Origin of the sequence: Novosphingobium ginsenosidimutans, from assembly GCF_007954425.1 — a bacterium.
GTDB lineage: Bacteria > Pseudomonadota > Alphaproteobacteria > Sphingomonadales > Sphingomonadaceae > Novosphingobium > Novosphingobium ginsenosidimutans.
Window position 1 is genome coordinate 2613455 of the sequence record NZ_CP042345.1, and the last position, 24342, is coordinate 2637796.

A 24342-nucleotide genomic window follows, 5' to 3' on the forward strand; every position below is an offset into this window, starting at 1 on the left:
CATGTCACTGGCTGACAAGGACCGCATCTTCACCAATCTCTACGGCTTCCAGCCGTGGAACCTGAAGGCTGCCCAGGCGCGCGGGGATTGGGACAATACCAAGAAGATTCTCGCCAAAGGCAAGGACGCGATCATCGAAGAGATCAAGGCCTCGGGCCTGCGCGGTCGCGGCGGCGCTGGCTTTCCGACCGGCCTCAAGTGGTCGTTCATGCCAAAGGAATCAAAGGACGGCCGCCCCAGCTTCCTGGTCATCAACGCCGACGAATCCGAACCCGGTTCGTGCAAGGACCGCGAGATCATCCGCCACGATCCGCATAAGCTGATCGAAGGTGCGCTGGTTGCCGGCTTCGCGATGGGCGCGCGCGCGGCCTACATCTACATTCGCGGCGAATACATCCGTGAGGCCGAAGTGCTCTTTGCCGCCGTGCAGGAGGCCTATGACGCCGGCCTGATCGGCAAGAATGCCTGCAAGTCTGGCTACGATTTCGACGTCTTCGTCCACCGCGGGGCCGGCGCCTACATCTGCGGTGAAGAGACCGCGATGATCGAATCGATCGAAGGCAAAAAGGGCCAGCCGCGCCTCAAGCCGCCGTTCCCTGCCGGGGCGGGCCTCTATGGCTGCCCAACCACCGTCAACAACGTCGAATCGATTGCCGTTGCGCCCACCATCATGCGCCGCGGCGCGAGCTGGTTCTCCAGTTTCGGGCGTGAGAACAACAAGGGCACCAAGCTGTTCCAGATCAGCGGGCACGTGAACAAGCCCTGCGTGGTCGAAGAAGCAATGAGCATCTCGTTCCGCGAGCTGATCGAGAAACACTGCGATGGCATTACCGGTGGGTGGGACAACCTGCTGGCAGTCATCCCCGGCGGTTCGTCGGTTCCGCTGGTCCCGGCGGCGCAGATCATGGATGCGCCGATGGACTTTGACGGCCTGCGCGAACTGGGCTCGGGCCTGGGCACTGCGGCGGTCATTGTCATGGACAAGTCGACCGACATCGTCCGCGCCATCAGCCGCCTGTCCTACTTCTACAAGCACGAAAGCTGCGGCCAGTGCACACCTTGCCGTGAAGGCACGGGCTGGATGTGGCGCGTGATGGAACGCCTGCGCACCGGCGATGCCGACGTGTCCGAAATCGACATGCTGTGGGACGTGACCAAGCAGGTTGAAGGCCACACCATCTGCGCGCTGGGCGATGCAGCGGCCTGGCCGATACAGGGCCTGATCCGCCACTTCCGTCCGGAAATCGAGCGCCGGATTGCCGAAAATGTGCGGGAGGCGGCTGAGTGAAGCGTGCTCTTCGCCTGCTTTCGCTGATCGCGCTGGTTGGCGCACCGGCTTCGGCCGCTGAACCGCCGAGCCCGCAACAGATCCGCGCCTTCCTGAACCAGTATGGCGAATGCGTTGCCAAGCGCGAGCCGGACCTGGCGCAGAAGTCGGTGCTGAGCGGTGCCAGCTTCAGCCGCGACAGCGCTGAGGGCAAGCGCCTGATGCAGCGTGAGTGCATGGACCCGGAACTGCTGCGCAATCAGGCCGATGGGTTTGCTGGCCGGCTGCGGATGCGCTTCGATGAAGATACCTATCGCGGTGTAATTGCCGAGGCGCTGATTTCGAAGCAGGGCGCAGTGGTCGATTTGGCGAAGCTGCCGACCATCCCGGTGCTGACCTACGAAGAGCCGCGCCCGTTGCGCACGACCGACCGCGAAGGCAAGCCCATCCCCGAAGAGGGCCTGGTCCGTCAACGGGCGGCGATTGCCCGCAAGACCCAGGCGATGCTGATGGGTAAGCTGGGTGAATGCGTTGTCCGCGCCGCGCCCGCGCAGTCGCGCGCAGTCATGGCGACCGCCATCGATACCCCGGCTGAACTCCAGACGCTCAATGCGCTGGGGCCGACGCTGGGCCAATGCATCAAGGCCGGCGAGACCGTCTCGCTTGATCGCGTCAGTGTCCGTGGCGCACTGGCCATTGCCTATTACCGCCTTTCCCAGGCCAAGCCTTCCGGAGCGATCCAGTAATGCCCAAGGTAACCGTCGACGGCGTAGAACTTGAGGTCCCGGCAGGGGCCACGGTCCTGCAGGCCTGCGAAATGGCCGGCAAGGAAATCCCGCGCTTCTGCTATCACGAGCGCCTCTCCATCGCCGGCAACTGCCGCATGTGCCTGGTCGAAGTGAAGCCCGGGCCGCCGAAGCCGCAGGCTTCCTGCGCGCTGCCGGCCGCTGAGGGCCAGGAAATCCGCACCGACAGCCCGATGGTCAAGAAGGCGCGCGAAGGGGTGATGGAATTCCTCCTGATCAACCACCCACTCGATTGTCCGATCTGCGACCAGGGCGGCGAATGCGACCTGCAGGACCAATCGGTTGCCTATGGCCGCGGCGCCTCGCGCTATGACGAGAACAAGCGCGCCGTTACCGAAAAGTACATGGGTCCGCTGATCAAGACGGTGATGACCCGCTGCATTCACTGCACCCGCTGCGTGCGCTTCTCGGAAGAGATCGCCGGGGTGGACGAGATTGGCGCGCTCTATCGCGGCGAATCCATGCAGATCACGACCTATCTGGAAAAGGCCGCAGCGCACGAGCTTTCGGCCAATGTGATCGATCTTTGCCCGGTTGGCGCGCTCACCTCGCGGCCTTATGCCTTCGAGGCGCGGCCGTGGGAGCTGAAGAAGACCCTGTCGATCGACGTTTCGGACGCGGTCGGCTCGAACATCCGGCTCGACAGCCGCGGCCGCGAAGTGCTGCGGATCCTGCCGCGCATCAATGATGACGTGAACGAGGAATGGCTGTCGGACAAGGGCCGCTATCAGGTCGATGGCCTGACTCGCCGCCGGCTCGACCGCCCGTGGATTCGCCGCGATGGCAAGCTGGCTGCGGCGAGCTGGGAAGAAGCTTTTGCCGCCGTCGCCAAGGTCAATCCTGGCAAATCCGTGGCGGTGGTCGCTGGCGATATGGTCGATTGCGAAACCATGTTCGCCGCCAAGGCGCTGGCCGGCGCGCTGGGCAGCAAGCTGCTCGAAGGCCGCCAGACCGGGCTCGACTATGACTGCTCAAACCTCGCTGCGGTAAACTTCAACTCGACTATCGCCGGGATCGAAGACGCCGATGCTGTGCTGATCGTTGGTAGCCACGTCCGCTGGGAAGCGCCGCTGGTCAACACCCGCCTGCGCAAGGCGGCGAAGCGCGGGGCGAAGGTCTTCGTGGTCGGTCCGGAATGGGATGCGACCTACCCGGTCACCAACCTGGGCAGCGACCTGGCAGTGCTCGACAAGCTGCCCAAGGACGCGGCCGATGCGCTGAAGAACGCGCAGCGACCGGCCATCATCCTTGGCGGTGCGGCGCTGGGCAAGGGTGCACTCGCTCCGGCGCTGAGCCTGGCCGAGAAGTACAAGCTGGTTCGTGATGACTGGAACGGCTTCAACGTGCTGCACATGGCGGCTGCGCGGATGGGCGGATTGATGCTGGGCTATGCCCAGAAGGGCGGGATTGCCGATCTGGTCAAGGCCAAGCCCAAGCTGTTGATTTCGCTCGGTGCGGATGAAGTGGACTATACCAAGTTCGCCGAAAGCATCGTCGTTTACATCGGCCACCACGGCGACAAGGGCGCACATGCTGCCGACATCATCCTGCCCGCCGCCGCCTTCAGCGAGAAGGCCGGAACCTACGTCAACACCGAGGGCCGGGTGCAGTATGCCGAGCAGGCCGTCTTCGCGCCGGGCGATGCCCGCGAGGACTGGACGATCCTGCGCGCGCTGGCCGATGCGCTGGGCGTCAATGTCGGGTTTGACAGCTTTGCCGAACTGCGCGGCGCCATGATCAAGGCGGCGCCGGCGCTCGGCAGTGAGGGCCTTGCCGCTTATGGCGCGCTGCCCAAGGCGGAAAAGGCCAAGGCCAGCGGCACGATCGAAGCCTATCCGATCAAGGACTTCTACCTGACCAACCCGATCGCCCGGGCCAGCGAAACCATGCAGCGCTGCTCGGCCGAACTGCTCCACGGTGAGCACTTCGCGGAGGCCGCGGAATGACCCAGTTCTTCCAACAGTGGATGTCCTACGAAGCCGCCTGGCTGCTGGCGACGGTGTGCGGGATCCTGCTCATTGCCTTCCCCTTGATGCTGGCAGTGGCCATGATCATCTACGTTGACCGTAAGGTCTGGGCGGCAATGGCGCTGCGCCGCGGGCCGAACGTGGTCGGTCCCTGGGGCCTACTCCAGTCCTTCGCCGACGGTTTGAAGGTCTTCCTGCAGGAAACGATTATTCCTTCAGCCGCGAACAAGGGCCTGTTCCTGATCGCGCCGATCATCACCTTTACGGTCGCACTGCTGGCCTGGGCGGTGATCCCGTTCAATTCGGGCGCAGTCCTCGCCGATATCAACGTCGGCCTGCTCTATGTCCTCGCGATCTCGTCGCTGGGGGTCTACGGCGTGGTGATCGCGGGCTGGTCGTCGAACTCGAAGTATCCCTTCTTCTCGGCCATGCGCGCCTCGGCGCAGATGATTTCCTATGAAGTCTCGATCGGCTTCATCCTGATCTGCGTGGTCCTCTGGGCCGGCAGCTTCAACCTGCGCGAGATTGTCGAGGCGCAGCGCAGCCACGTCGGCGTGATTAACGGCTTTGTGGCCAATCCGCTGCTGTTCCCAATGTGGGTGATGTTCCTGATCTCGGGCATGGCCGAAACCGCCCGCGCGCCGTTCGACCTTACCGAGGCCGAGAGCGAGCTCGTCGCCGGTTACCAGACCGAATACTCGTCGATGAGCTTCGCGCTCTACTGGCTGGGTGAGTACGCCAACGTCCTCTTGATGTGCGCGCTCAATGCCGTGCTGTTCTGGGGTGGCTACCTGCCGCCGCTGGACCTTCCGGTGCTCTACCTGGTGCCGGGTTGGCTGTGGCTCTTCGCCAAGATCTTTTTCTTCTTCTTCATCTTCTCCTGGGTCAAAGCCACGGTTCCGCGCTACCGCTATGACCAGCTGATGCGCCTGGGGTGGAAGGTGTTCCTGCCGGTCTCGCTGGGCTTTGTTGTCCTGGTGAGCGGCTATCTGATGCTTACGAGGTACGGCGCATGAGTGTCGCTCAGCTCATCAAGAGCTTCACCCTTTGGGAATTCCTGAAGGCGCACTGGCTGACCCTGAAGTACCTCTTCAGGCCCAAGGCGACCATCAACTATCCCTTCGAGAAGAACCCGCTGAGCCCGCGCTTCCGTGGTGAGCATGCGCTGCGGCGCTATCCGAACGGGGAAGAGCGCTGCATCGCCTGCAAGCTGTGCGAAGCGGTCTGCCCGGCGCAGGCGATCACGATCGAGGCCGAACCGCGCGACGACGGCAGCCGCCGCACGACCCGGTATGACATCGACATGACCAAGTGCATCTACTGCGGCTTCTGCCAGGAAGCCTGCCCGGTCGATGCGATCGTCGAGGGGCCGAACTTCGAATACGCGACCGAAACGCGCGAAGAGCTGCTTTACGACAAGGCAAAACTGCTGGCGAACGGGGACAAGTGGGAGCGGGCGATTGCCGCTAACCTTGAAGCCGATGCGCCGTACCGGTAGGGGGCCGCGGCAATGATCCAGGTGCTAACCTTCTACCTGTTCGCAGGTATCATGCTGGCGGCGGGGGCCTTCACGATCCTCGCCCGCAACCCGGTCCATTCGGTACTGTGGCTAATCGTGGCTTTCTTCAATGCCGCAGGCCTGATGGTGCTGGCCGGGGCTGAGTTCATCGCCATGCTGCTGGTGATCGTCTACGTCGGCGCGGTCGCGGTGCTGTTCCTGTTCGTCGTGATGATGCTCGACATCGATTTCGCCGAACTGCGCGCCGGGTTCATCAAGAACTTCCCGCTTGGCATTGCGGTCGCCATCGTCCTGCTGGCCGAAATCGTGCTGGGCATGGGCGCCTATCAAGCCGGCTCGCTTAAGCTGGGTACGCCCGATGGCACGGCCGCAGCCGTGGCCCACGCCTCGAACATCAAGTCGATCGGTGCGCTGCTTTACGGCAAGTACCTGTTCCTGTTCGAAGCGGCCGGCATCATCCTGCTGGTCGCCATGGTTGGCGCGATCGTGCTGACCCATCGCCAGCGCGGCGGCGTGCGCGGCCAGACCATTGCCAATCAGGTCGCGCGCCGTCCGGATGAGGCGGTGATCAACATGCAGCCGGAAGTCGGGCAGGGGGTAAAGCTGTGATCGGCGTTGAGCATTATGTAGTCGTCAGCTCGATCCTGTTCGTGCTGGGCGTCCTGGGGATATTCCTCAACCGCAAGAACGTGATCATCATCCTGATGGCGATCGAACTGATCCTGCTGTCGGTGAACCTCAATCTGGTGGCCTTCAGCAGCTTTCTGGGTGACCTGACCGGCCAGATCTTCGCCATGTTCGTGTTGACCGTGGCTGCGGGCGAAGCGGCGATCGGCTTGGCGATCCTGGTGATCTACTTCCGCCGCCGCGGCACCATCGCTGTCGACGACGTCAACCGGATGAAGGGGTAAGCATCCGTGGATCCGATCCTCTTCATCGTTTTCTTGCCATTGCTGGCCGCGCTGATCGCGGGGCTGGGCAACCGCTTGATCGGCAATGTTCGCGCCAAGCTGGTGACCACGGCCGGTCTGTTCATTTCGTGCGCGCTGTCCTGGCCGATCTTCATCGCCTTCTTGGGCGGCAATGCCGAGGCCCACGTTGTGCCGGTGCTGCACTGGGTGCAGTCGGGCAGCCTGACCTTTGATTGGGCGCTGCGCGTTGACGCGCTGACTGCCGTGATGTTGGTGGTGATCACCACCGTCTCGGCGCTCGTCCACCTCTATTCGTGGGGCTACATGGACGAGGACCCGGATCAGCCGCGGTTCTTCGCCTATCTCAGCCTGTTCACCTTCGCCATGCTGATGCTGGTGACGGCCAACAACCTGGTCCAGATGTTCTTTGGCTGGGAAGGGGTGGGCCTCGCCTCGTACCTCCTGATCGGTTTCTGGTTCCGCAAGCCCAGCGCCAGCGCGGCCGCGATCAAGGCCTTCGTGGTCAACCGCGTCGGCGACCTTGGCTTCATGCTGGGGATTTTCGGCACCTTCCTGGTGTTCAACACGGTCTCGATCCCGGAAATCCTGGTCCGCGCACCGGGCATGGCCGGTTCGACCATCGGTTTCCTGGGCTATCGCTGGGATACGATGACGATCCTATGCATCCTGCTGTTCATCGGCGCGATGGGTAAGTCAGCGCAGCTGGGCCTGCACACCTGGCTGCCCGACGCGATGGAAGGCCCGACCCCGGTTTCAGCGCTGATCCACGCGGCGACCATGGTCACGGCCGGCGTCTTCATGGTCTGCCGCCTGTCGCCAATGTTCGAAGCCAGCCCGATTGCCCTCGACGTGGTGACCTATGTTGGTGCGGCGACCTGCTTCTTCGCCGCGACCGTCGGCCTGACGCAGTGGGATATCAAGCGGGTGATCGCCTATTCGACCTGCTCGCAGCTTGGCTACATGTTCTTCGCAGCGGGCGTGGGCGCCTATAATGCCGCGATGTTCCACCTGTTCACCCACGCTTTCTTCAAGGCGCTGCTGTTCCTGGGGGCCGGCTCGGTCATCCATGCGATGCACCATGAGCAGGACATGCGGTTCTATGGCGGCCTGCGTAAGCAAATCCCGCTGACCTTCTGGGCAATGATGGCCGGCACGCTGGCGATCACCGGGGTTGGCGTCTACTGGCTCCATGCCGGGTTCGCCGGCTTCCATTCAAAGGATGCGATCCTTGAAGCGGCCTTCGCCAGTGGCAAGGAAGCCGGCCAGTTCGCCTTCTGGGTCGGTGTGACCGCCGCGCTGATGACCAGCTTCTATTCCTGGCGTCTGATCTTCCTGACCTTCTTCGGCAAGCCGCGCTGGGCGGGCTCTGAGCATATCCAGCACGCGGTGCACGATGATCACCACGGGCATGACGATCATGCCCGCGGCCATGCGCATCACGATGACGGTACCGCAGGCTATCACCCGCACGAAAGTCCGCTTTCGATGCTGATCCCGCTCGGCGTGCTGACGCTGGGTGCGGTGTTTGCGGGCTGGGTGTTCAGCCACGGCTTCCTCGAAAGCGCCGAGTTCTGGAACGGTTCGCTGTTCTACAACGAGCACCTAATGCACGCGATGCATGAAGTGCCGCTGTGGGTGAAGCTGTCAGCCACTGTGGTCATGCTGCTCGGCCTGTCGGGCGCCTGGTATGCCTATATCCGCAACCCGGAGTTCCCGGCCAAGGTCGTGGGTCAGATCGATGTCCTTTACCGCTTCGTCTACAACAAGTGGTACTTCGACGAGCTCTACAACTTCCTGTTTGTCCGTCCGGCCTTCTGGCTTGGCGACAAGTTCTGGAAGCTGGGTGATATCGGCTTCATTGACCGCTTCGGTCCTAACGGTGCCGCCTGGACCGTGCAGCAGGGCACGCGCTTCGCGCAGAAGGTCCAGTCGGGTTACCTCTATTCCTATGCTCTCGTGATGCTGCTGGGCCTGACCGCGGCAGTCACCTGGATGATGGTGCGCTAAGATGGCCGGTTTCCCCATTCTCTCGGTGATGCTGCTGGTGCCGCTGCTGGCGGCAGTGGCCTGTCTTCTGGTTGAGGCCAAGGCAGCGCGGACGATCGCGCTGGTCGCCACCCTGGTCGACTTTGCGCTCGGCGTGGTCCTCTGGGCCAATTACGACATCGGTGGGGCGCAGTGGCAGTTCGTTGAGAATGTGCCGCTGTTCGCTGGCTTCTCCTGGGCGCTGGGGATCGACGGCATCGCCTTGATGCTGATCATGCTCTCGGTCTTCCTGATGCCGATCTGTATCCTTGCCAGCGCCTCGATCGAGAAGCGCGTGGGCGAATACATGGCCGCTTTCCTGCTGATGGAAGCGCTGATGATCGGCGTTTTCGCCGCGCAGGACTTGTACCTGTTCTACATCATGTTCGAAGCCGGCCTGATCCCGATGTATCTGATCATCGGGATCTGGGGCGGGCAGGACCGGATCTACGCCAGCTACAAATTTTTCCTCTACACGCTGCTCGGGTCGGTCCTGATGCTGATCGCGATGCTGTGGATGGTGAATGAAGCCGGGACGACCAACATCCCGACGCTGATGGCCTATGATTTCGATCCCACGGTCCAGACCTGGCTGTGGCTGGCATTCTTCGCCAGCTTTGCGGTGAAGATGCCAATGTGGCCGGTCCACACCTGGCTGCCCGATGCCCACGTCCAGGCACCGACTGCCGGTTCGGTGATCCTGGCCGGGGTGCTGCTGAAGATGGGCGGCTATGGCTTCATCCGCTTCTCGCTGCCGATGTTCCCCGAGGCTTCGGCACAATTCGCGCCGCTGATCTTTGCCCTGTCGACGATTGCGGTGGTTGTAACCTCGCTGATCGCGCTGGTGCAGCACGACATGAAGAAGCTGATCGCCTATTCATCAGTCGCGCACATGGCGATCGTCACCATCGGCCTGTTCGCCTTCAACCCTCAGGGTCTCGAAGGCTCGATGATCGTCATGCTCAGCCACGGCCTCGTTTCGGGCGCGCTGTTTCTCTGCGTTGGCGTGATCTACGACCGGCTGCACACCCGCGAGATTGAGCGTTACGGCGGCCTCTCGATCAACATGCCCTATTACGCGCTGTTCTTCCTGCTGTTCACCATGGCCTCGATCGGCCTGCCTGGGACCAGCGGCTTCGTGGGTGAGTTCCTCAGCCTGGCGGGCATCTATCAGGTCTCAAGCTGGGTGGCATTTGTCTGCACCACCGGGATTATCCTGGGCGCGGCCTACATGCTCTACCTCTACCGCCGGGTGGCCTTTGGCGAGCAGAAGAACGCCGATGCGGCCGCCATGGCCGATCTGAACAAGCGCGAGTGGTTCCTGCTGGCGCCGATCGCCGCCGTGGTGCTGTGGATGGGGGTCTATCCCGAAAGCTTCCTGGCGCCGATGCGCGCCGATATTGCCGCGCTCGATGCCCGCGTCGCCCGCGCCAAGCCGGAAGGCGATGCGCACCTGACCTCGCCCAAGGCCAAGGCCGCTACTGCAACCGATGAACATGCCGCGCACGGGGGGGCGCACTGATGGATTTCGTCCAGTCTTTCCGCCTGACCGCGCCTGAGGTTCTCTTCAGCCTCTCTGGCCTCGTGCTACTGCTCGGCGCGGCCTGGTCGCGCAGCGATGCCGGTGCGCGCGTTATCACCTGGCTTGCAGTCGTCGTCCTTTCTGTTGCCGCAGTCTTGACAGCGCCTGCGCTGCTGAGCGGTGCGAAAGGTCCTGAAACGCTGGCCTTTTCGGGCCTGTTCGCCGCGACGGCCTTTGCCGCCTTTGCCAAGTTGCTGATCTTTGCAGCGGCGGGTGCTTCGCTGGTGGTTGCTCCGGCCTTCTTCCAGCGCGTGGGTGCCTATCGCCCGGAATATCCGGTGCTGGTGCTGTTTGCCGTGCTCGGCATGTGCCTGATGGTCTCGGCCACCAACCTGCTGACGCTGTACATCGGGCTCGAGCTGAATTCGCTGGCAGCCTATGTGCTGGCGGCTTTCCTGCGCAATGATGACCGTTCGGCCGAAGCCGGCCTCAAGTACTTCGTGCTCGGCTCGCTCGCTTCGGGCATCCTGCTGTTCGGCACCAGCCTGACCTACGGCTTTGCCGGCACGATCGACTTTGCAGGGATTGCCGCCGCGCTTAACGGCAAGATCTCGACCGGCGCGATCTTTGGCCTGGTCTTCGTCTTCGCGGGTCTGGCCTTCAAGATCAGCGCCGTGCCATTCCACATGTGGACGCCGGACGTTTACGAAGGCGCGCCCACGCCGGTCACCACCTTCTTCGCCTCGGCGCCCAAGGTGGCGGCGCTGGCGCTGACGGTGATCGTCGCGATGACGGCCTTTGGCAACCAGGTCGCGGCCTGGCAGCCGATCGTGATCTTCGCCGCGCTGGCTTCGATCGTGGTCGGTGCACTGGGTGCCATCGGGCAGACCAATCTCAAGCGGCTGCTGGCCTATTCGTCGATCAATAACGTTGGCTTCCTGCTGATTGGCCTTGCCACCGCGACGCCCAAGGGCGTGGCGGCCATGCTGGTCTACCTCGCGGTCTATGTGGCCATGACGATCGGCGGCTTCGTCGCTCTGCTGATGTTTAAGGATGCTGACGGTGAACCAGTCGAGGACCTCAGCGACATCGCTGGCCTCTCGCGTCACCGAAAGGTGCTGGCGGCCTGCTTCGCGATGGTCATGTTCAGCCTGGCCGGTATTCCACCGCTGTTCGGGTTCTGGGGCAAGTTCGTGGTGTTCCAGGCGGCGGTCGAGGCCGGGATGGTACCGCTCGCTGCGATCGGGATCGCCGCCAGCGTAATCGGCGCCTTCTACTACCTCAAGGTCGTCAAGGTGATGTACTTCGACGAGCCGGCGATGAAGGCCACCGGGCAGAGCGACTGGATGCACCAGGCCCTGCTGGCGATCTGCGCCCTGGCAATTTCGCCGGCCGGATACCTGCTGACCAAGTGTCTTGCTGGCCTGTCGCTTTCCGCCGCAACATCGTTGATCGCGCCCTGAGCCAGTCCTTGATCGAAGTCTTTGCGCAGCTCGCCTCGACCAGCGGGACGCTGCTTGAGCGTCTTGCTGGCGGCGAGGCGGTTGCTGAGGGCACCTGGATCGTTGCCGACCGCCAGACCAACGGGCGCGGCCGGCAAGGGCGGACCTGGTTCGATGGGCACGGCAATTTCATGGGATCGACCTTTGTGGCCAGCCACGCCGGCGATCCGCCGCTTGGGACACTGGCACTGGCTGTCGGACTGGCGGTGCGTGAAGCGGTGCTCAAGCATGTGCCCACCGGCCGCGAAGCTCTGTTGAAATGGCCCAATGACCTGTTGGTCGATGGCGCCAAGCTATCCGGCATCCTGCTGGAAGGCGCGCGCGGCGGGGTGGTGGTCGGCATCGGCGTGAACCTGGCAGTGGCGCCGGAACTGCCCGACCGCCCGACGATCGCGCTCGCTAAGCTTGGTGCCCGGATAGATCGCGATGCCTTCGCAAACGACCTTGCCCTAGCGGTCGGCCAGGAAGTTGAGCGCTGGCGCACCTTTGGCCTGGAACCGCTAATCCGGCGCTGGGTCGCGGCGGCTCATCCCGTCGGCACCCCGCTGCGGGCGGGCGAGGGGGCAGAGACCATCGAAGGCACCTTTGCCGGCCTCGGACCTGATGGGGCGCTGCAACTTCGCTTGGCGGATGGCTCGCTGCGTGCCATTCACGCCGGCGAAATCAACCTGTCCAACCGGAGCTAGGCCAATGCTGCTCGCGATCGATGTCGGCAACACCAACGTGGTCTTCGCGCTGTTCGAAGGCCGCACGATCAAGACACGCTGGCGCATCGCCACCGATCCGCGCCGGACCGGCGATGAATATGCCGTCTGGCTGATGCAGCTGCTGACGATCGAGGGGATTGATCGCTCGGTCATCAAGAAGATCATCGTCTCCACCGTCGTGCCGCGCGCGCTCCACAACCTGGAAGTACTGGCCGACAAGTACTTCGGTGTGAAGGCCCTGGTCGCTGGCGTACCGCCGGTCGATTACGGCATGGAGATCGACGTTGATGAGCCGCGCTCGCTCGGGGCGGACCGCGCGGTCAATGCCATCGCCGCGCACGCCAAGTATCAGGGGGACCTGATCGTGGTCGATTTTGGCACGGCCACGACCTTTGACGCGATCGACTTCAACGGGGCCTACAAAGGCGGGATCATCGCGCCGGGCCTCAACCTGTCGCTCGATGCCCTGGTCGGCAACACGGCCAAGTTACCGCGGATCGCGATCCGCAGCCCGGATACGAACAGCGTGATAGGCCGGAATACCGAGGATCAGATGCTGATCGGCGTGTTCTGGGGTTATGTCGCCATGATGGAAGGACTGATTGCCCGGATGCGCAGTGAAATCGGACGCCCCGCACGGGTCATCGCGACGGGCGGCCTGGCCATCCTGTTTGACCAGCACACTGACATCTTCAATGCGGTCGATGCTGATCTGACTCTCGAAGGCATGGCCATCCTGGCCGAGAAAGCCAAGTGAAGCCCGGCAAGGAACTGCTGTTCTGCGCGCTCGGGGGATCGGGCGAGATCGGGATGAACGTCAACCTCTATGGGGCTGACGGCAAATGGCTGATGGTCGATCTAGGCATGACCTTTGGCGCCAACGAATATCCTGGCACCGAACTGGTTTTTGCCGATCTGGAATTCATCGAAGAGCGCAAGAAGGATCTGGTCGGCGTGGTGCTGACCCACGCGCACGAGGATCATATTGGCGCCGTGCCCTATTTCGCGCAGGAACTGGGCGTGCCGCTTTATGCCACGCCCTTCACTGCGCGGCTTGTGGCTGACAAGCTGCAGGAAGCGGGCCTGCTCAAGGAGGTCCAGCTCAAGGTGATCGACCATCTGGAGCCGTTCCAGCTGGGTCCGTTTTCGATGCGATATCTGCCGCTGGCCCACTCGATTGCCGAGGGTAACGCGCTGGTGATCGAGACGCCCTACGGCCGGGTGTTCCACACCGGTGACTGGAAGCTGGATGACGATCCGCTGGTCGGCGTACCTGCGACCGCCGCAGAGTTGACGGCAATCGGCGACCAGGGCGTGCTTGCGCTGGTTTGCGATTCGACCAACGTGTTCAATCCCAAGTCATCGGGGTCGGAAGGTGCGGTGCGGGCAGCCTTGCTGGATGAGGTTGGCCGGCATCACGGCAAGCGCGTGCTGGTCACCACCTTCGCGTCCAACGTTGCCCGGCTCCAGACGCTGGGCGAGGTGGCCGTGGCGACCAAGCGGCGGCTCTGCGTGGCGGGGCGTTCGCTCGACCGGATCATCCGTACCGCCCAGGCCAGCGGCTATTTGAAGAACCTGCCGGACCTGGTCGACTTTGACACGGCGATGAACTTGCCGCGCGGCGAAGTGCTGATCCTCGCGACCGGCGGGCAGGGTGAACCACGCGCCGCCCTCTCGCGCATCGCCGAGGATACGCACCAGATCGCGCTGGAGGCGGGCGATGTCGTGCTGTTCTCCAGCCGGCAGATCCCCGGCAACGAGATCGCGATTGGCCGGATCCAGAACCGGCTAGCCGGTCGCGACATCACGATGGTGACTGACCGTCAGGCCGAAATCCACGTGTCGGGCCACCCGGGGCGACCTGAACTGGAAGCCATGTATGACTGGCTGCGGCCGGAAATCCTGGTGCCGGTCCATGGCGAACTGCGCCATATGCGCGAACAGGCTCGGGTTGGGCGGGCCAAGGGCATTCCCAAGGCTGTGGTGCAGCAGAATGGCGATCTGATCCGCCTGGCCCCGGGCAAGCCCGGCAAGATCTCGGAAGTGCGGGCCGGACGGCTTGTGCTCGATGGCGATATCCTGACGCCTGCCGATGGCGAAGCCATCGTGATGCGCCGGCGGCTCGCCGCCAATGGCCTGGTCATCGTTGTGCTCGATGGCAAGGGCCGGGTCCATGTCGAAGGCATCGGCCTGCCGCTGGACGAGGACTATGACGATTTCACCGCCGAGGCGCGCGAGGACGTGGCCGTGGCGCTAACCAAGCTCAAGGGTGGGGCGCGGCATGACCGCGAGGCAATTTCAGAAGCGGCGCGTCTGGCGGCGCGCCGTGCCGCGCAGCGCTGGTCGGGTAAGAAGCCCCAGGTGCGCGTGATCCTCCCGGAGCCATAAGTCATGAAGATTACATCGATTATCGCGATCTACGCGATGTTCTGGGTGCTGGCGGCATTCCTGGTCATGCCCTTCGGCATCCGCACCCACGAGGAGGCTGGCGAGGCTACGATCAAGGGGCAGGCCAACAGCGCCCCGGCCAATTTCCAGCCGCGCAAGATTGCCAGGCGGGCGACGATCCTTTCGGCGCTGATGTTTGGCCTGTACTACGCCAATTACGTCAATGGCTGGCTTGGCCCGCAGGACTTTGACCTGACCCAGGTGATTAGCGACAAGCCCGATCTGCCCAAGAGTTACTGACCCCAAAGCAAAAGGGCGCGGCACCCTGTGGTACCGCGCCCTTTCGATTTGCCTTTTGACTGAATGATCAGCCGAGGTTCGCGCTGACCATTGCGTAAAGCATCGGCAGCGAAAGCAGCAGGTTGGTGCGGCTTGCCATCAGCGCGCGCGGGGCGAGCTTGGCCTTTTCCTCAGCCGTGGCTTCGACAATGCCCAGGATCTTCTTCTGCGCCGGCCAGATGATGAACCAGACGTTGAAGGCCATGATCAGCGCCAGCCACATGCCAAGGCCGATCAGGTTGACGTTGCCTTCGCCCGAGAAGGTCATCGCCTGGTGGCCGTAGCCATTGACGAAGGCGATCACGAGGCCAGTCACAACCGTGAGCAGAGCGGACCAGCGGAAGAAGAAGAACACCTTGGGCGCGATATAACCGGTGACGCCTTTTTTGAGCTCGTCCGGGACGGTCGGCATGGTCGGGACCTGCACGAAGTTCAGGTAATAGAGCAGTCCGATCCACAGGATGCCGAAGAACACGTGCAGCCAGCGGAACACCGAATTGACATCAAGCGTGGCCGAACCGGCCCAATGGAGCATCACGGCCACCGCCGCGATCAGCCCGACAACCAGCACCAGGTGCAGGTTTCCAAAAAACTTAGCCATTTGCTTCCCCCTAAATTGAAGCTTGTGGTTGGCCCACGATCTATGTGGGCAGACTGGCGTTATCGCCGCTCCAGCCATTAAAGTCACTGGCTTTTTGGCTGGTTCCCCCTGTCCTTTGGAACAGGTGCGCTCATTCGTGCGGCGGATTTTCCAGCACTTCGGCCTGTTCCTCGGCTGCAAGCCCATGGCGCATCAGCATGGGGATCTGGGCAAAGGTGAACAGGAAGGTGGCGGGCAGGAAGACCCACAGCTTGGCCGCGATCCAGTCGCCGAAGGAAAGCGAGTGACGCAAGCCTTCGTTGACCGCCGCAAGGACCAGAAAGAACAAGCCCCAGTTGCGCGACAGCTTCATCCAGCCCGCATCGTCCAACCCTTCGAAGGCAGCCTCGAGCAGAATCTTGAGCAGCGCCTTGCCGCGCCAGACGCCCACCAGCAGCGTTACGCCGAACAGCAGGTAGATCGCGGTTGGCTTGACCTGGATCCAGATCGGATCGTGGAGCAGCACCGTCAGGCCGCCAAAGCCGACGATCAGCAAGGTGGACAGCCACAGCATCGGCGAAACCTTGCCAAGCTTCCACTTGGAGACCAGCAGCGCGATCACTGCGGCGATCATGAAGCTGACCGTGCCCTTGATGACGGCCAGCACTTCGGCCACGCTATTCTCGCGATCAGCCGGGGAGTAGTACTTGTAGATCGCGAAGAACACGATCACCGGGCCGTAATCGACTGCCAGGTTGAGCCAGCCTGACTTCTGCTTGCCAGCCTCCGCCATCACGCCACCCCCGCAATCACGCGGGCAACAAGGTCGGGATCGAACGGACGCAGGTCATCCAGCCGCTCACCCACGCCGATGGCGTGGATTGGCAGGCCATACTGCTCGGCCGCAGCCACCAGCACGCCGCCGCGGGCCGTGCCATCCAGCTTGGTCATGATCAGTCCGGTCACGCCGGCAACCTCCTTGAAAGTTTCGATCTGCTGGAGCGCGTTCTGGCCATTGGTGGCATCGAGCACCAGCACCACGTCATGCGGCGCTTCCGGGTTGAGCCGGCCCAGAACCCGGCGGATCTTGGCCAGTTCGTCCATCAGCTCGCGCTTGTTCTGGAGGCGTCCGGCGGTATCGACGATCAGTGCATCGATCCCCTGGTCGGTCGCCGTCTTGACCGCATCGAACACGATCGAGGCCGGATCGCCGCCTTCCGGCCCCGTCACGATCGGCACGCCGACGCGGTCGGCCCAGACCTTAAGCTGGCCAATCGCGGCCGCACGGAACGTATCGCCCGCGGCCAGCATCACGCCGTAATCCAGTTCCTGGAAATAGTGCGCCAGCTTGGCGATGGTGGTCGTCTTGCCCGAGCCGTTGACGCCGATGACAAGGATCACCTGCGGGCGCGGGAAGGCGACAATGTCGATCGGCTTGGCGACCGGGCGGAGGATCTTGGCGATCTCTTCGGCCACGGCTTCCTTGATTGATTGCTCGTCCGCCCCGCGTTCGAACTTCTCATTGGCAAGCCGCTCGCGGATCCGGGCGGCGGCGCGCGGGCCAAGGTCGGAAAGGATCAGCGCATCCTCGATCTCGTCGAGTTGCGCGTCGTCCAGCCGGGTTTTGCTGACGATGCCGGAAAGGTTCTCGCCAAGGCGCTCGGAGGTCTTGCGCAGGCCGCCGAAGACCCGCTCGGTCCAGCTTGTGCCTTCGCTCATGCCAGCAGTCCTTCGACGATCCGGGTCGGGGTAACGGTCACGATAGTTCCAGCCTGTGTTCCGGGCGCCAACTGCACCCGCGCGAAGTTCGGCGCATGGCCTGTCCCGTCGCGTTCGGCAAGCACCTGTTGCGGCCTGCCGAGCAGCGAATGCAGCCATGCCGCGCGTTCGGCAGCGATCACCCGGCGCAGTTCGGCAGCGCGGGCCTTGATCGTGGCTGCGGCAACCGGTGGCATCCGTGCTGCGGGCGTGCCGGTGCGCGCCGAGTAGGGAAAGACATGGCCGTGAACGATGCCCAGTTCACGGATGATCGAGCGGTTGGCGGCGTGGGCGGCGTCATCTTCAGTCGGGAAACCGGCGATCAGGTCGGCACCGACAGCAATCTCGGGGCGGGACGCCTTCAGCCGCGCGACCAGATCCACCGCATCGGCGCGGAGATGACGGCGCTTCATCCGCTTGAGGATCAGATCGTCGCCATGCTGTAGCGAGAGGTGGACGTGCGGCATCACGCGAGGTTCGTGCGCGAGCAGATCGAACAGCGACGCGTCGATCTCGATTCCGTCGAGCGAGGAGAGACGAACCCGGGGCAGATCGGGAAAGGCCTCAAGAATGGCTGCGACAAGGTGACCCAGGCCTGGTGCTCCTGTCAGGTCGTGCCCCCAGGACGTCAGGTCGACGCCGGTCAGCACGACCTCCTGTGCGCCACCGGCAAGGTGCCGATCGACTTCGCGCAGGGCTGCGCTGACTGGCAGCGAGCGGCTCGGGCCGCGGCCTTGCGGGATCACGCAGAAGGTGCAGGCATGGTCGCAACCGTTCTGCACGGCGATAAAGGCGCGTGTGTGGGTCGGGTAGGGAGCTGCCTGCTTCGTTGCGGCATTCCATGCGCGCGGGTCGAGCTTGGCCTGGTTGGCGACCAGTCCATCGACTTCGGGCAAGGCCGAAAGCGCCGCGCGCTCCACCTCGGCCGCACAGCCAGTTACGATCAGGCGGGCGTCGGGATGGGCGCGGCGCGCCCGGCGGATCGCCTGCCGGGTCTGGCGCACGGCCTCGGCCGTGACGGCGCAGGAGTTGATGACGACCAGATTCGGCTCAGCCGCCAGCATGGCGCGCAGATCCTCGCTCTCCGAGAGGTTGAGCCGACAGCCCAGCGAAATCACCTCGGCCATATCAGGCGTCGTAGTCGGCAGGATCGAAGGTGCCGCGGAAGCTCTCGGTGGCCGGACCGGTCATGGTGATGCGGTTGTCGGCACCCCAAGCGATCTGCAGCGGGCCGCCCGGCAGGCGTACGGTCACCGTGCCGCGATCAACCAGACCCCGGCGCATCGCCGCTACGGCCGTTGCACAGGCCCCGGTGCCGCAAGCGCGCGTCTCACCCACGCCGCGCTCCCATACCCGCAGGCGGATTTCATCGCGCGAGACAATGGTGGCGACATTGACATTGATCCGGGCCGGGAAGAGCGGGTCATGTTCGATCAACGGGCCAAGCTGCTCCAGCGCTGTCGCAGCGGTATCCGGCACAAAGAACACCACATGCGGATTGCCGACATTGACCGCGCCGGGGCTTTCCAACCCGTCCCAGCCGACCGGCATGGCCAGGGTATCGAGCGGATAGGCGAGGGGGATGGAATCCCAGTCGAACCTGGGTTCACCCATGTCGACGGCCACGCCAGCATCCACCGGATTGGTCGCCAGCATTCCGCCCAAAGTCTCGATCGCAGCCGGCTTGCCCAGCAGCAAGCCTATTGCCCGGGTGGCATTGCCACAGGCTTCCACTTCGCTGCCATCGGCGTTGAAGATTCGCATCCGCACGTCGGCCCGGTCCGACGGTTCAAGCAGGATCAGTTGATCGCAGCCAATTCCGGTCTTGCGATCGGCCAGCGCAGCCGCCAGCCGGTTGGTCATCATCGGCACATCGCGATCACGCGCATCGAGCACGACAAAGTCGTTGCCCAGGCCATGCATCTTGATGAACGGAACGCGCATGACGCGCGTCTATGCGCTGGGGAAGCCTGCGTCCAGTGTCAGGCGCGGCGCGCGCGCTGCGGTTTCGCTGGAGCCTCGGCTGCGGCCCGTTCCTTGCGCTCTAGCGTCATGTGCAGCTGGCGCAGCCCTTCCAGCGTGATATCTGCTGGCTGAGGATGGCCATAGAGATAGCCCTGCGCCTTGAGGCCATCATAGCCGCCGAGCGCCGCCAGCACCTCTTCGGATTCGACCCCCTCTGCCGTTACCGGCATTCCCAGACCTTGGCCAAGCGCGACGATCGACTTGACGATCGTGCGGTTCTCTTCGCTTTCGGGCATGCTGGAAATGAAGCTGCGATCGATCTTGATCCGATCGAATGGCAGGCTGCGCAGCTGGGCGAGCGAGCTGTAGCCGGTGCCGAAATCGTCAAGACTGACGCGGATGCCCTGGTTCTTGAGGCTGGTGATCATTGAGCGGACCAGGCCGACATTCTCGTGCAGGCTGCTTTCGGTGATCTCGATTTCCAGCCGGTGCGGCGGGAAGTTCGCTTCAACCAGCAGCTTGAGCAGCTTCTGCGCAAACCACGGATCGCGCAGTTGCACAGGCGAAATGTTGACCGCGAGGGTCAGCTTCGGATCCCAGGCCCGGGCATCGCGCAGTGCCTGGCGAATGACCGATTCCGATAGCTCGGCAATCGCGCCGATTTCCTCGGCAACTGGAATGAAGATATCCGGCCCGACTTTGCCCAGCGTTGGCGACATCCAGCGCGCCAGCATTTCGAACCCGACCAGCTCGCCGGTCGCGAGGTCGATCTGCTTTTCGTAGTAAGGTACGAATTCGCCAGCCGAAACACCGCGGCGGATGCCGGCTTCCAGTTCGCCGCGGAAGCGCAACTCGCTCTCCATCGCCGGGGTAAACCAGGCAATCTGGTTGCGGCCCTGGCGCTTGGCATGGAACATGGCAATGTCCGCTTTGTGCAGCAGGGTCGACAGATCGTCGTTAGCATCCTCATCGCTGCGCGACAGTCCAAGCGAGACCGTGGCTTCAATCGCCATCCCGTTCCATTCGACGCATTCGGCCACGCGGTTGACGATATCAGAGCAGAGCTGTTCGATCGGGTCCGGTCGGCGCGGGTCGAACGGCAGGATGCAGGCAAATTCATCGCCGCCAATCCGGGCCAGGATGGCCCCTTGGGGCAGAATGCCCCGCAACCGATCAGCCGCGGTCCGCAGGATCGCATCGCCGGCCTGGTGGCTATGAAGATCGTTGACGTGTTTGAAGTTGTCGAGATCGAGCATGGCGACGGCCAGGGCACCGTGCTCCTGCCGGACCCTCATCAGCAAGGCTGCACCCGCATCGTTGATGCTGCGGCGGTTCAGGCAACCGGTCAGCGGATCGGTTTCAGCCAGGCCACGAGCTTCGGCTGCCTGCTCGCGCGTGATGATCACTTCGCGCGCCAGTTCGCGAAACCGCATCCAGCCAAGCAGGATCAGCGCGATATTCAGCAACATGGCCGTTGCCAAAACCTGATTGGGTCCCTCGCCCTGGCCCATGATCGCCCGAAGCACCTTGGGCAGAACCTGTCCGCCGGTGACGACAAACATCACCACGGCTACGGCAGCTAGGCCGTATGTGATCAGGTCACGCCTGGTCTGTCCAGTTCTAGGCACAATACCCAGCATAGATCGCCTTGCAGCCGATTGAGCCGCAACTATTACAGACCATGCTGAAATTTGCGTTAAAGTGCGTCCGCTACTTCTTCAGACCGATCTCGCGCAGCCGCTGCTGCAGGAATTCATCGGCGGAAATGGGTTCAGGATAGCGATCCGGATTATCGGCAGAAATGCACTGCGGCAGGGTCTTGATCGGAAAATCGCTGCGCAGATGCAGGAAGAACGGCATCGAATAGCGGCTGAACTTGGCGCGTTCCGGATTAGGATTGCGGACCCGGTGGATCGTTGAAGGCAGGTAGTGGTTGGTCAACCGCTCAAGCATGTCGCCAACGTTGATCACCATTGCCCCCTCGGGCGGCGAGGCGCTGATCCATTCCTTGCCCTGGAACAGCAGTTCCAGCCCGGCTTCCTCGGCGCCCAGCAGCAGGGTGATCAGGTTGATGTCGCCATGGGCTCCGGCGCGGATCGCTTCGCCTGACAGGTTCGGGATTGGCGGATAGTGCAGCAGGCGCATAACCGAGTTGCCGTCTTCGATGCCTTTGTCAAACCAGTGTTCGTCAAGGCCCAGGTAGAGCGCGATCGCGGAAAGGATCGTTGCCCCGGTCTCGTCAAACTGGCGGTAGAGCTCGGTGAAGACATCCTGAAAGCCTGCGGGCCGCGCCGGCCAGACGTTTGGCGGCATCGAGGCATCGGCCAGCGGGCTGCCCTCTGGCAGATCGCGGCCAACGTGCCAGAATTCCTTCAGGTCGTGATGCTTGGCGTCCTTGGCGATCTCGACACCAAAGGGCGTATAGCCGCGCGCACCGGCAATCGCGGGGTTGTGATAGCTGCGCTTTTCGTCCTCAGGCAGCGCGAAAAATTCTTCCGACAGTTTCCAGGCGCGGTCGATCAGGTCGCGGTCGATCGCGAAATCCTTGACCATGGCAAAGCCGAAGGTGCGGAAGCTCTCTCCAATTGCCTGGGCAAATTCAGCCTTGGGCATAGTCAACGACAGGACGGGGAGTGACGTGAGAGACACGGAGTGGACGCTTTCGAGATTCTGGGGCAATGGGCCGCGCCATAACCCCTTTCGTGAGTTCTGGCATGACCAAAATCAATTCCTACTGGCTGATGAAATCGGAACCCGATGTCTACAGCTGGGATGACCTGGTGGCCGAGGGTGAGGGGACCTGGGATGGTGTGCGCAACTACACCGCGCGGCTCAACCTGCGGGCGATGCAGGTGGGCGATGAAGTATTCTTCTATCACTCGAATATTGGCGTTGAAATAGTTGGAATCGCTGTAATTTCGCAGGAAGGATTTCAGGACCCTACTGACGAAACCGGACGCTGGACCTCGGTCAAGGTCAAGCCGGTCCGAAAGCTCAAGCGGCCGGTGACGCTGAAGGAAATCAAGGCTGATCCGGCGCTGGCCGAAATGGAACTGCTGACCAAGTTCCGGCTCTCGGTCAGCAAGGTGACCGAAGCGGAATGGAACCATGTGCTGGCGTTGGCCGGCGGTTAAGCCAGACCGACCATTTTCCTACACGCCGGCTGCTTGCTATGCTGGCCGCCGCTCTTTCCAATCGTTGAACCTTGCCACTGTGTGCCGATCGCCGAGCGGAGCGGCGCCGCTCCGGCAGTTTTTCTTTTCCCAACATCCAAAACCGGCCGAATTTTGCCAGAAACCTTGCAAATCCGCCGGTCTCCGCCTGTTGGGAGAAGCGGACTCAGTGTCAACTGTGTCAACTCCAACGTCACGCTGCTGTCATTTGCTGGCCTTGGCGCGGAGCCCTGAAACGCTGGCGCCTCCGGCGCTGAGCTGTTCGATGTCGATCACCAGGTGCAGCAGCCGCAAGCCCTTGCGGCTCTTGGCTGCGGCTAGGGCGGCATCGAATTCGGCGTTGCTCTCGACCCGCTCGGCCCACCCGCCATAGGCGCGGGCGAGGGCGGCGAAGTCTGGGTTGTGGAGCGTTGTCCCCGATACCCGCTCGGGAAACTCGCGCTCCTGGTGCATCCGGATCGTGCCATAGGCGCCGTTGTCGACCAGTACGACCAGCAGATCGCAGCCATACTGAACGGCGGTGGCCAGTTCCTGCCCGTTCATCAGGAAATCGCCGTCACCGGCCAGGGCAATGACTGTGCGATCGGGAAAGCGCTTGGCCGCCGCGACGGCTGCGGGAACACCATAGCCCATTGCCCCGGCGGTCGGGGCTAGCTGGGTCGGGAAACCGTTGTAGTGCCAGAAGCGGTGCCACCAGCCGGAGAAGTTGCCGGCGCCGTTGCAGATGATCGCGTCGTCCGGCAGCTCGCTGCGCATCCGAGCGACAACCTGGCCCATGTCGAGCTTGTGGCCGTTGGGCTGGGGCGTTGACCATTCGAGCCACTGCTGGTGTGCTTCAGGACCGGCGTCAAATGGCACAATGTCATCGTCCCAAAGATCCGCTGCCTCGGCGAATTCGGCCATATCGGCACAGATCGCCAGGTCGGCGCGGTAAACGCGGCCCAGTTCAGCGGGATCAGGGTGCACGTGGACCAGGGTCTGGCCAGGGTGCTCGGGTGTGATCAGGGTGTAGCTGTCGGTCGTTGCTTCACCCAGCCGCGCGCCAACCACCAGCACCAGGTCGGCATGCTTGATCCGCTCGACCAACTTGGGGTTGGGGCCATAGCCCAGATTGCCGGCCCAGACCTGGCTGGAATTGGGCACCGCATCCTGGCGGCGAAAAGCCCCGGCCACGGGCAGGCCGACTCGTTCCGCAAAGCTGGTGAAGTGCTCGCGCGCTTTGGCGTGCCAGCCGCCGCCGCCAATGATGGCCACCGGAGCGCAGGCATCCTCTAGCATCCGCATCAGCGTGACCATCGCATCGGGGCAGACCGCCTGGGCCGGACGGGTGATGGGGGGGCGCGGTGCGGTGCCGCTCACCTCCTCAAGCAGCATGTCTTCGGGCAGAGCAATCACCACCGGGCCAGGACGGCCAGCCAGCGCCGTGGCCCAGGCGCGGGCGACGTATTCGGGAATGCGGCGGGGGTCATCAATCCGCAGCACCAGCTTGGCCAGCGGCGCGAACATCGTACCGAAATCGACCTCCTGAAAGCCTTCGCGATCCTTCATCCCGCGATCGACATCGCCGATGAACAGCAGCATCGGCTGCGAATCCTGGAAGGCGACATGGGCACCGATGCTGGCATTGGTCGCGCCCGGGCCGCGCGTGACGAAGCAGACGCCAGGCTTGCCGGTCATCGTGCCATCGGCGCAGGCCATGAAGGCTGCCCCGCCTTCCTGGCGGCAGATCACGGTCTCAATCTCGGGGCTGTCATGCAAGGCGTCGAGGACGGCAAGGAAGCTCTCGCCGGGGACGGTGAAGATTCGGTCGCAGCCTTGCTCGATCAGGCAATCAACAAGCAGCCGGCCGCCGGTAACGCTGGTCTGTTCAGTCATTTCGGCGTCTTAGCGAC

The 24342-nt window shown here is 63.2% G+C and carries 23 protein-coding genes; 15 read left to right on the top strand and 8 right to left on the bottom strand.

Annotated features, from left to right (window positions below):
- Position 1 precedes the first annotated feature (1 nt).
- The 14 genes from nuoF to FRF71_RS12940 are packed head-to-tail and all read left to right on the top strand — an operon-like array spanning position 2 to position 14935.
- Positions 2 to 1288: an NADH-quinone oxidoreductase subunit NuoF gene (gene nuoF / locus FRF71_RS12875; protein ID WP_147091027.1), complete on the top strand. Its 1287-nt coding sequence runs from the start codon at positions 2 to 4 to the stop codon at positions 1286 to 1288.
- Positions 1285 to 2013 (top strand): hypothetical protein, encoded by a 729-nt coding sequence (locus FRF71_RS12880; protein ID WP_147091028.1) that lies wholly within the window; start codon positions 1285 to 1287, stop codon positions 2011 to 2013. Before nuoF ends, FRF71_RS12880 begins: the two co-directional genes overlap by 4 nt.
- Positions 2013 to 4019: an NADH-quinone oxidoreductase subunit NuoG gene (nuoG, locus tag FRF71_RS12885; RefSeq protein ID WP_147091029.1), complete on the top strand. Its 2007-nt coding sequence runs from the start codon at positions 2013 to 2015 to the stop codon at positions 4017 to 4019. The genes FRF71_RS12880 and nuoG overlap by 1 nt, the downstream gene beginning before the upstream one ends.
- The gene (gene nuoH / locus FRF71_RS12890) at positions 4016 to 5056 is read left to right on the top strand and encodes an NADH-quinone oxidoreductase subunit NuoH (protein WP_147091030.1); all 1041 of its coding nucleotides are present in this window, start codon (positions 4016 to 4018) and stop codon (positions 5054 to 5056) included. The genes nuoG and nuoH overlap by 4 nt, the downstream gene beginning before the upstream one ends.
- Positions 5053 to 5538: an NADH-quinone oxidoreductase subunit NuoI gene (gene nuoI / locus FRF71_RS12895; RefSeq protein ID WP_147091031.1), complete on the top strand. Its 486-nt coding sequence runs from the start codon at positions 5053 to 5055 to the stop codon at positions 5536 to 5538. The genes nuoH and nuoI overlap by 4 nt, the downstream gene beginning before the upstream one ends.
- 12 nt (positions 5539 to 5550) lie before the next feature.
- Complete coding sequence (locus FRF71_RS12900; RefSeq protein ID WP_147091032.1) at positions 5551 to 6168, top strand: NADH-quinone oxidoreductase subunit J; 618 nt, start codon at positions 5551 to 5553, stop codon at positions 6166 to 6168.
- The gene (gene nuoK, locus FRF71_RS12905; RefSeq protein ID WP_147091033.1) at positions 6165 to 6470 is read left to right on the top strand and encodes an NADH-quinone oxidoreductase subunit NuoK; all 306 of its coding nucleotides are present in this window, start codon (positions 6165 to 6167) and stop codon (positions 6468 to 6470) included. The genes FRF71_RS12900 and nuoK overlap by 4 nt, the downstream gene beginning before the upstream one ends.
- A gap of 6 nt (positions 6471 to 6476) precedes the next feature.
- Positions 6477 to 8498, top strand: coding sequence for an NADH-quinone oxidoreductase subunit L (gene nuoL, locus FRF71_RS12910; RefSeq protein ID WP_147091034.1), 2022 nt, complete (start codon positions 6477 to 6479; stop codon positions 8496 to 8498).
- Position 8499: 1 nt separating this feature from the next.
- Positions 8500 to 10038, top strand: coding sequence for an NADH-quinone oxidoreductase subunit M (locus FRF71_RS12915; protein WP_147091035.1), 1539 nt, complete (start codon positions 8500 to 8502; stop codon positions 10036 to 10038).
- Entirely contained in the window at positions 10038 to 11501 is a 1464-nt protein-coding gene (nuoN, locus tag FRF71_RS12920) for an NADH-quinone oxidoreductase subunit NuoN (RefSeq protein ID WP_147091036.1), read from the top strand. Before FRF71_RS12915 ends, nuoN begins: the two co-directional genes overlap by 1 nt.
- 8 nt (positions 11502 to 11509) lie before the next feature.
- Positions 11510 to 12226: a biotin--[acetyl-CoA-carboxylase] ligase gene (locus FRF71_RS12925; protein WP_147091037.1), complete on the top strand. Its 717-nt coding sequence runs from the start codon at positions 11510 to 11512 to the stop codon at positions 12224 to 12226.
- Positions 12227 to 12230: 4 nt separating this feature from the next.
- Positions 12231 to 13004, top strand: a complete 774-nt coding sequence (locus FRF71_RS12930; RefSeq protein WP_147091038.1) for a type III pantothenate kinase — start codon at positions 12231 to 12233, stop codon at positions 13002 to 13004.
- Positions 13001 to 14635 carry a ribonuclease J gene (locus FRF71_RS12935; RefSeq protein WP_147091039.1) on the top strand — a complete coding sequence of 545 codons (1635 nt, stop codon included), beginning with the start codon at positions 13001 to 13003 and terminating at the stop codon, positions 14633 to 14635. The genes FRF71_RS12930 and FRF71_RS12935 overlap by 4 nt, the downstream gene beginning before the upstream one ends.
- 3 nt (positions 14636 to 14638) lie before the next feature.
- The gene (locus FRF71_RS12940) at positions 14639 to 14935 is read left to right on the top strand and encodes a DUF1467 family protein (RefSeq protein ID WP_147091040.1); all 297 of its coding nucleotides are present in this window, start codon (positions 14639 to 14641) and stop codon (positions 14933 to 14935) included.
- Between the two features lie 67 nt (positions 14936 to 15002).
- On the opposite strand, the gene FRF71_RS12945 is transcribed toward FRF71_RS12940, so the two are convergent.
- The 7 genes from FRF71_RS12945 to FRF71_RS12975 form a co-directional block, all read right to left on the bottom strand.
- Positions 15003 to 15575: a urate hydroxylase PuuD gene (locus FRF71_RS12945; protein WP_147091041.1), complete on the bottom strand. Its 573-nt coding sequence runs from the start codon at positions 15573 to 15575 to the stop codon at positions 15003 to 15005.
- 130 nt (positions 15576 to 15705) lie between these two features.
- Positions 15706 to 16347, bottom strand: a complete 642-nt coding sequence (locus tag FRF71_RS12950) for an inner membrane-spanning protein YciB (protein ID WP_147091042.1) — start codon at positions 16345 to 16347, stop codon at positions 15706 to 15708.
- The gene (ftsY, locus tag FRF71_RS12955; RefSeq protein ID WP_147091043.1) at positions 16347 to 17273 is read right to left on the bottom strand and encodes a signal recognition particle-docking protein FtsY; all 927 of its coding nucleotides are present in this window, start codon (positions 17271 to 17273) and stop codon (positions 16347 to 16349) included. The genes FRF71_RS12950 and ftsY overlap by 1 nt, the downstream gene beginning before the upstream one ends.
- Positions 17270 to 18439 (bottom strand): MiaB/RimO family radical SAM methylthiotransferase, encoded by a 1170-nt coding sequence (locus FRF71_RS12960; protein WP_147091044.1) that lies wholly within the window; start codon positions 18437 to 18439, stop codon positions 17270 to 17272. Before FRF71_RS12960 ends, ftsY begins: the two co-directional genes overlap by 4 nt.
- Position 18440: 1 nt before the next feature.
- On the bottom strand, positions 18441 to 19256 hold the full coding sequence (dapF, locus tag FRF71_RS12965; RefSeq protein ID WP_147091045.1) for a diaminopimelate epimerase: 816 nt from the start codon (positions 19254 to 19256) through the stop codon (positions 18441 to 18443).
- Between the two features lie 38 nt (positions 19257 to 19294).
- Entirely contained in the window at positions 19295 to 20839 is a 1545-nt protein-coding gene (locus tag FRF71_RS12970) for a putative bifunctional diguanylate cyclase/phosphodiesterase (RefSeq protein WP_238339554.1), read from the bottom strand.
- Between the two features lie 148 nt (positions 20840 to 20987).
- On the bottom strand, positions 20988 to 21926 hold the full coding sequence (locus FRF71_RS12975; RefSeq protein WP_147091047.1) for an isopenicillin N synthase family dioxygenase: 939 nt from the start codon (positions 21924 to 21926) through the stop codon (positions 20988 to 20990).
- A gap of 65 nt (positions 21927 to 21991) precedes the next feature.
- Between FRF71_RS12975 and FRF71_RS12980 the strand changes: the two genes are divergently transcribed.
- The gene (locus FRF71_RS12980) at positions 21992 to 22411 is read left to right on the top strand and encodes an EVE domain-containing protein (RefSeq protein ID WP_147091048.1); all 420 of its coding nucleotides are present in this window, start codon (positions 21992 to 21994) and stop codon (positions 22409 to 22411) included.
- A gap of 243 nt (positions 22412 to 22654) precedes the next feature.
- Here FRF71_RS12980 and FRF71_RS12985 read toward each other — a convergent pair whose 3' ends face one another.
- Entirely contained in the window at positions 22655 to 24325 is a 1671-nt protein-coding gene (locus tag FRF71_RS12985; protein ID WP_147091049.1) for a thiamine pyrophosphate-binding protein, read from the bottom strand.
- Positions 24326 to 24342 lie beyond the last annotated feature (17 nt).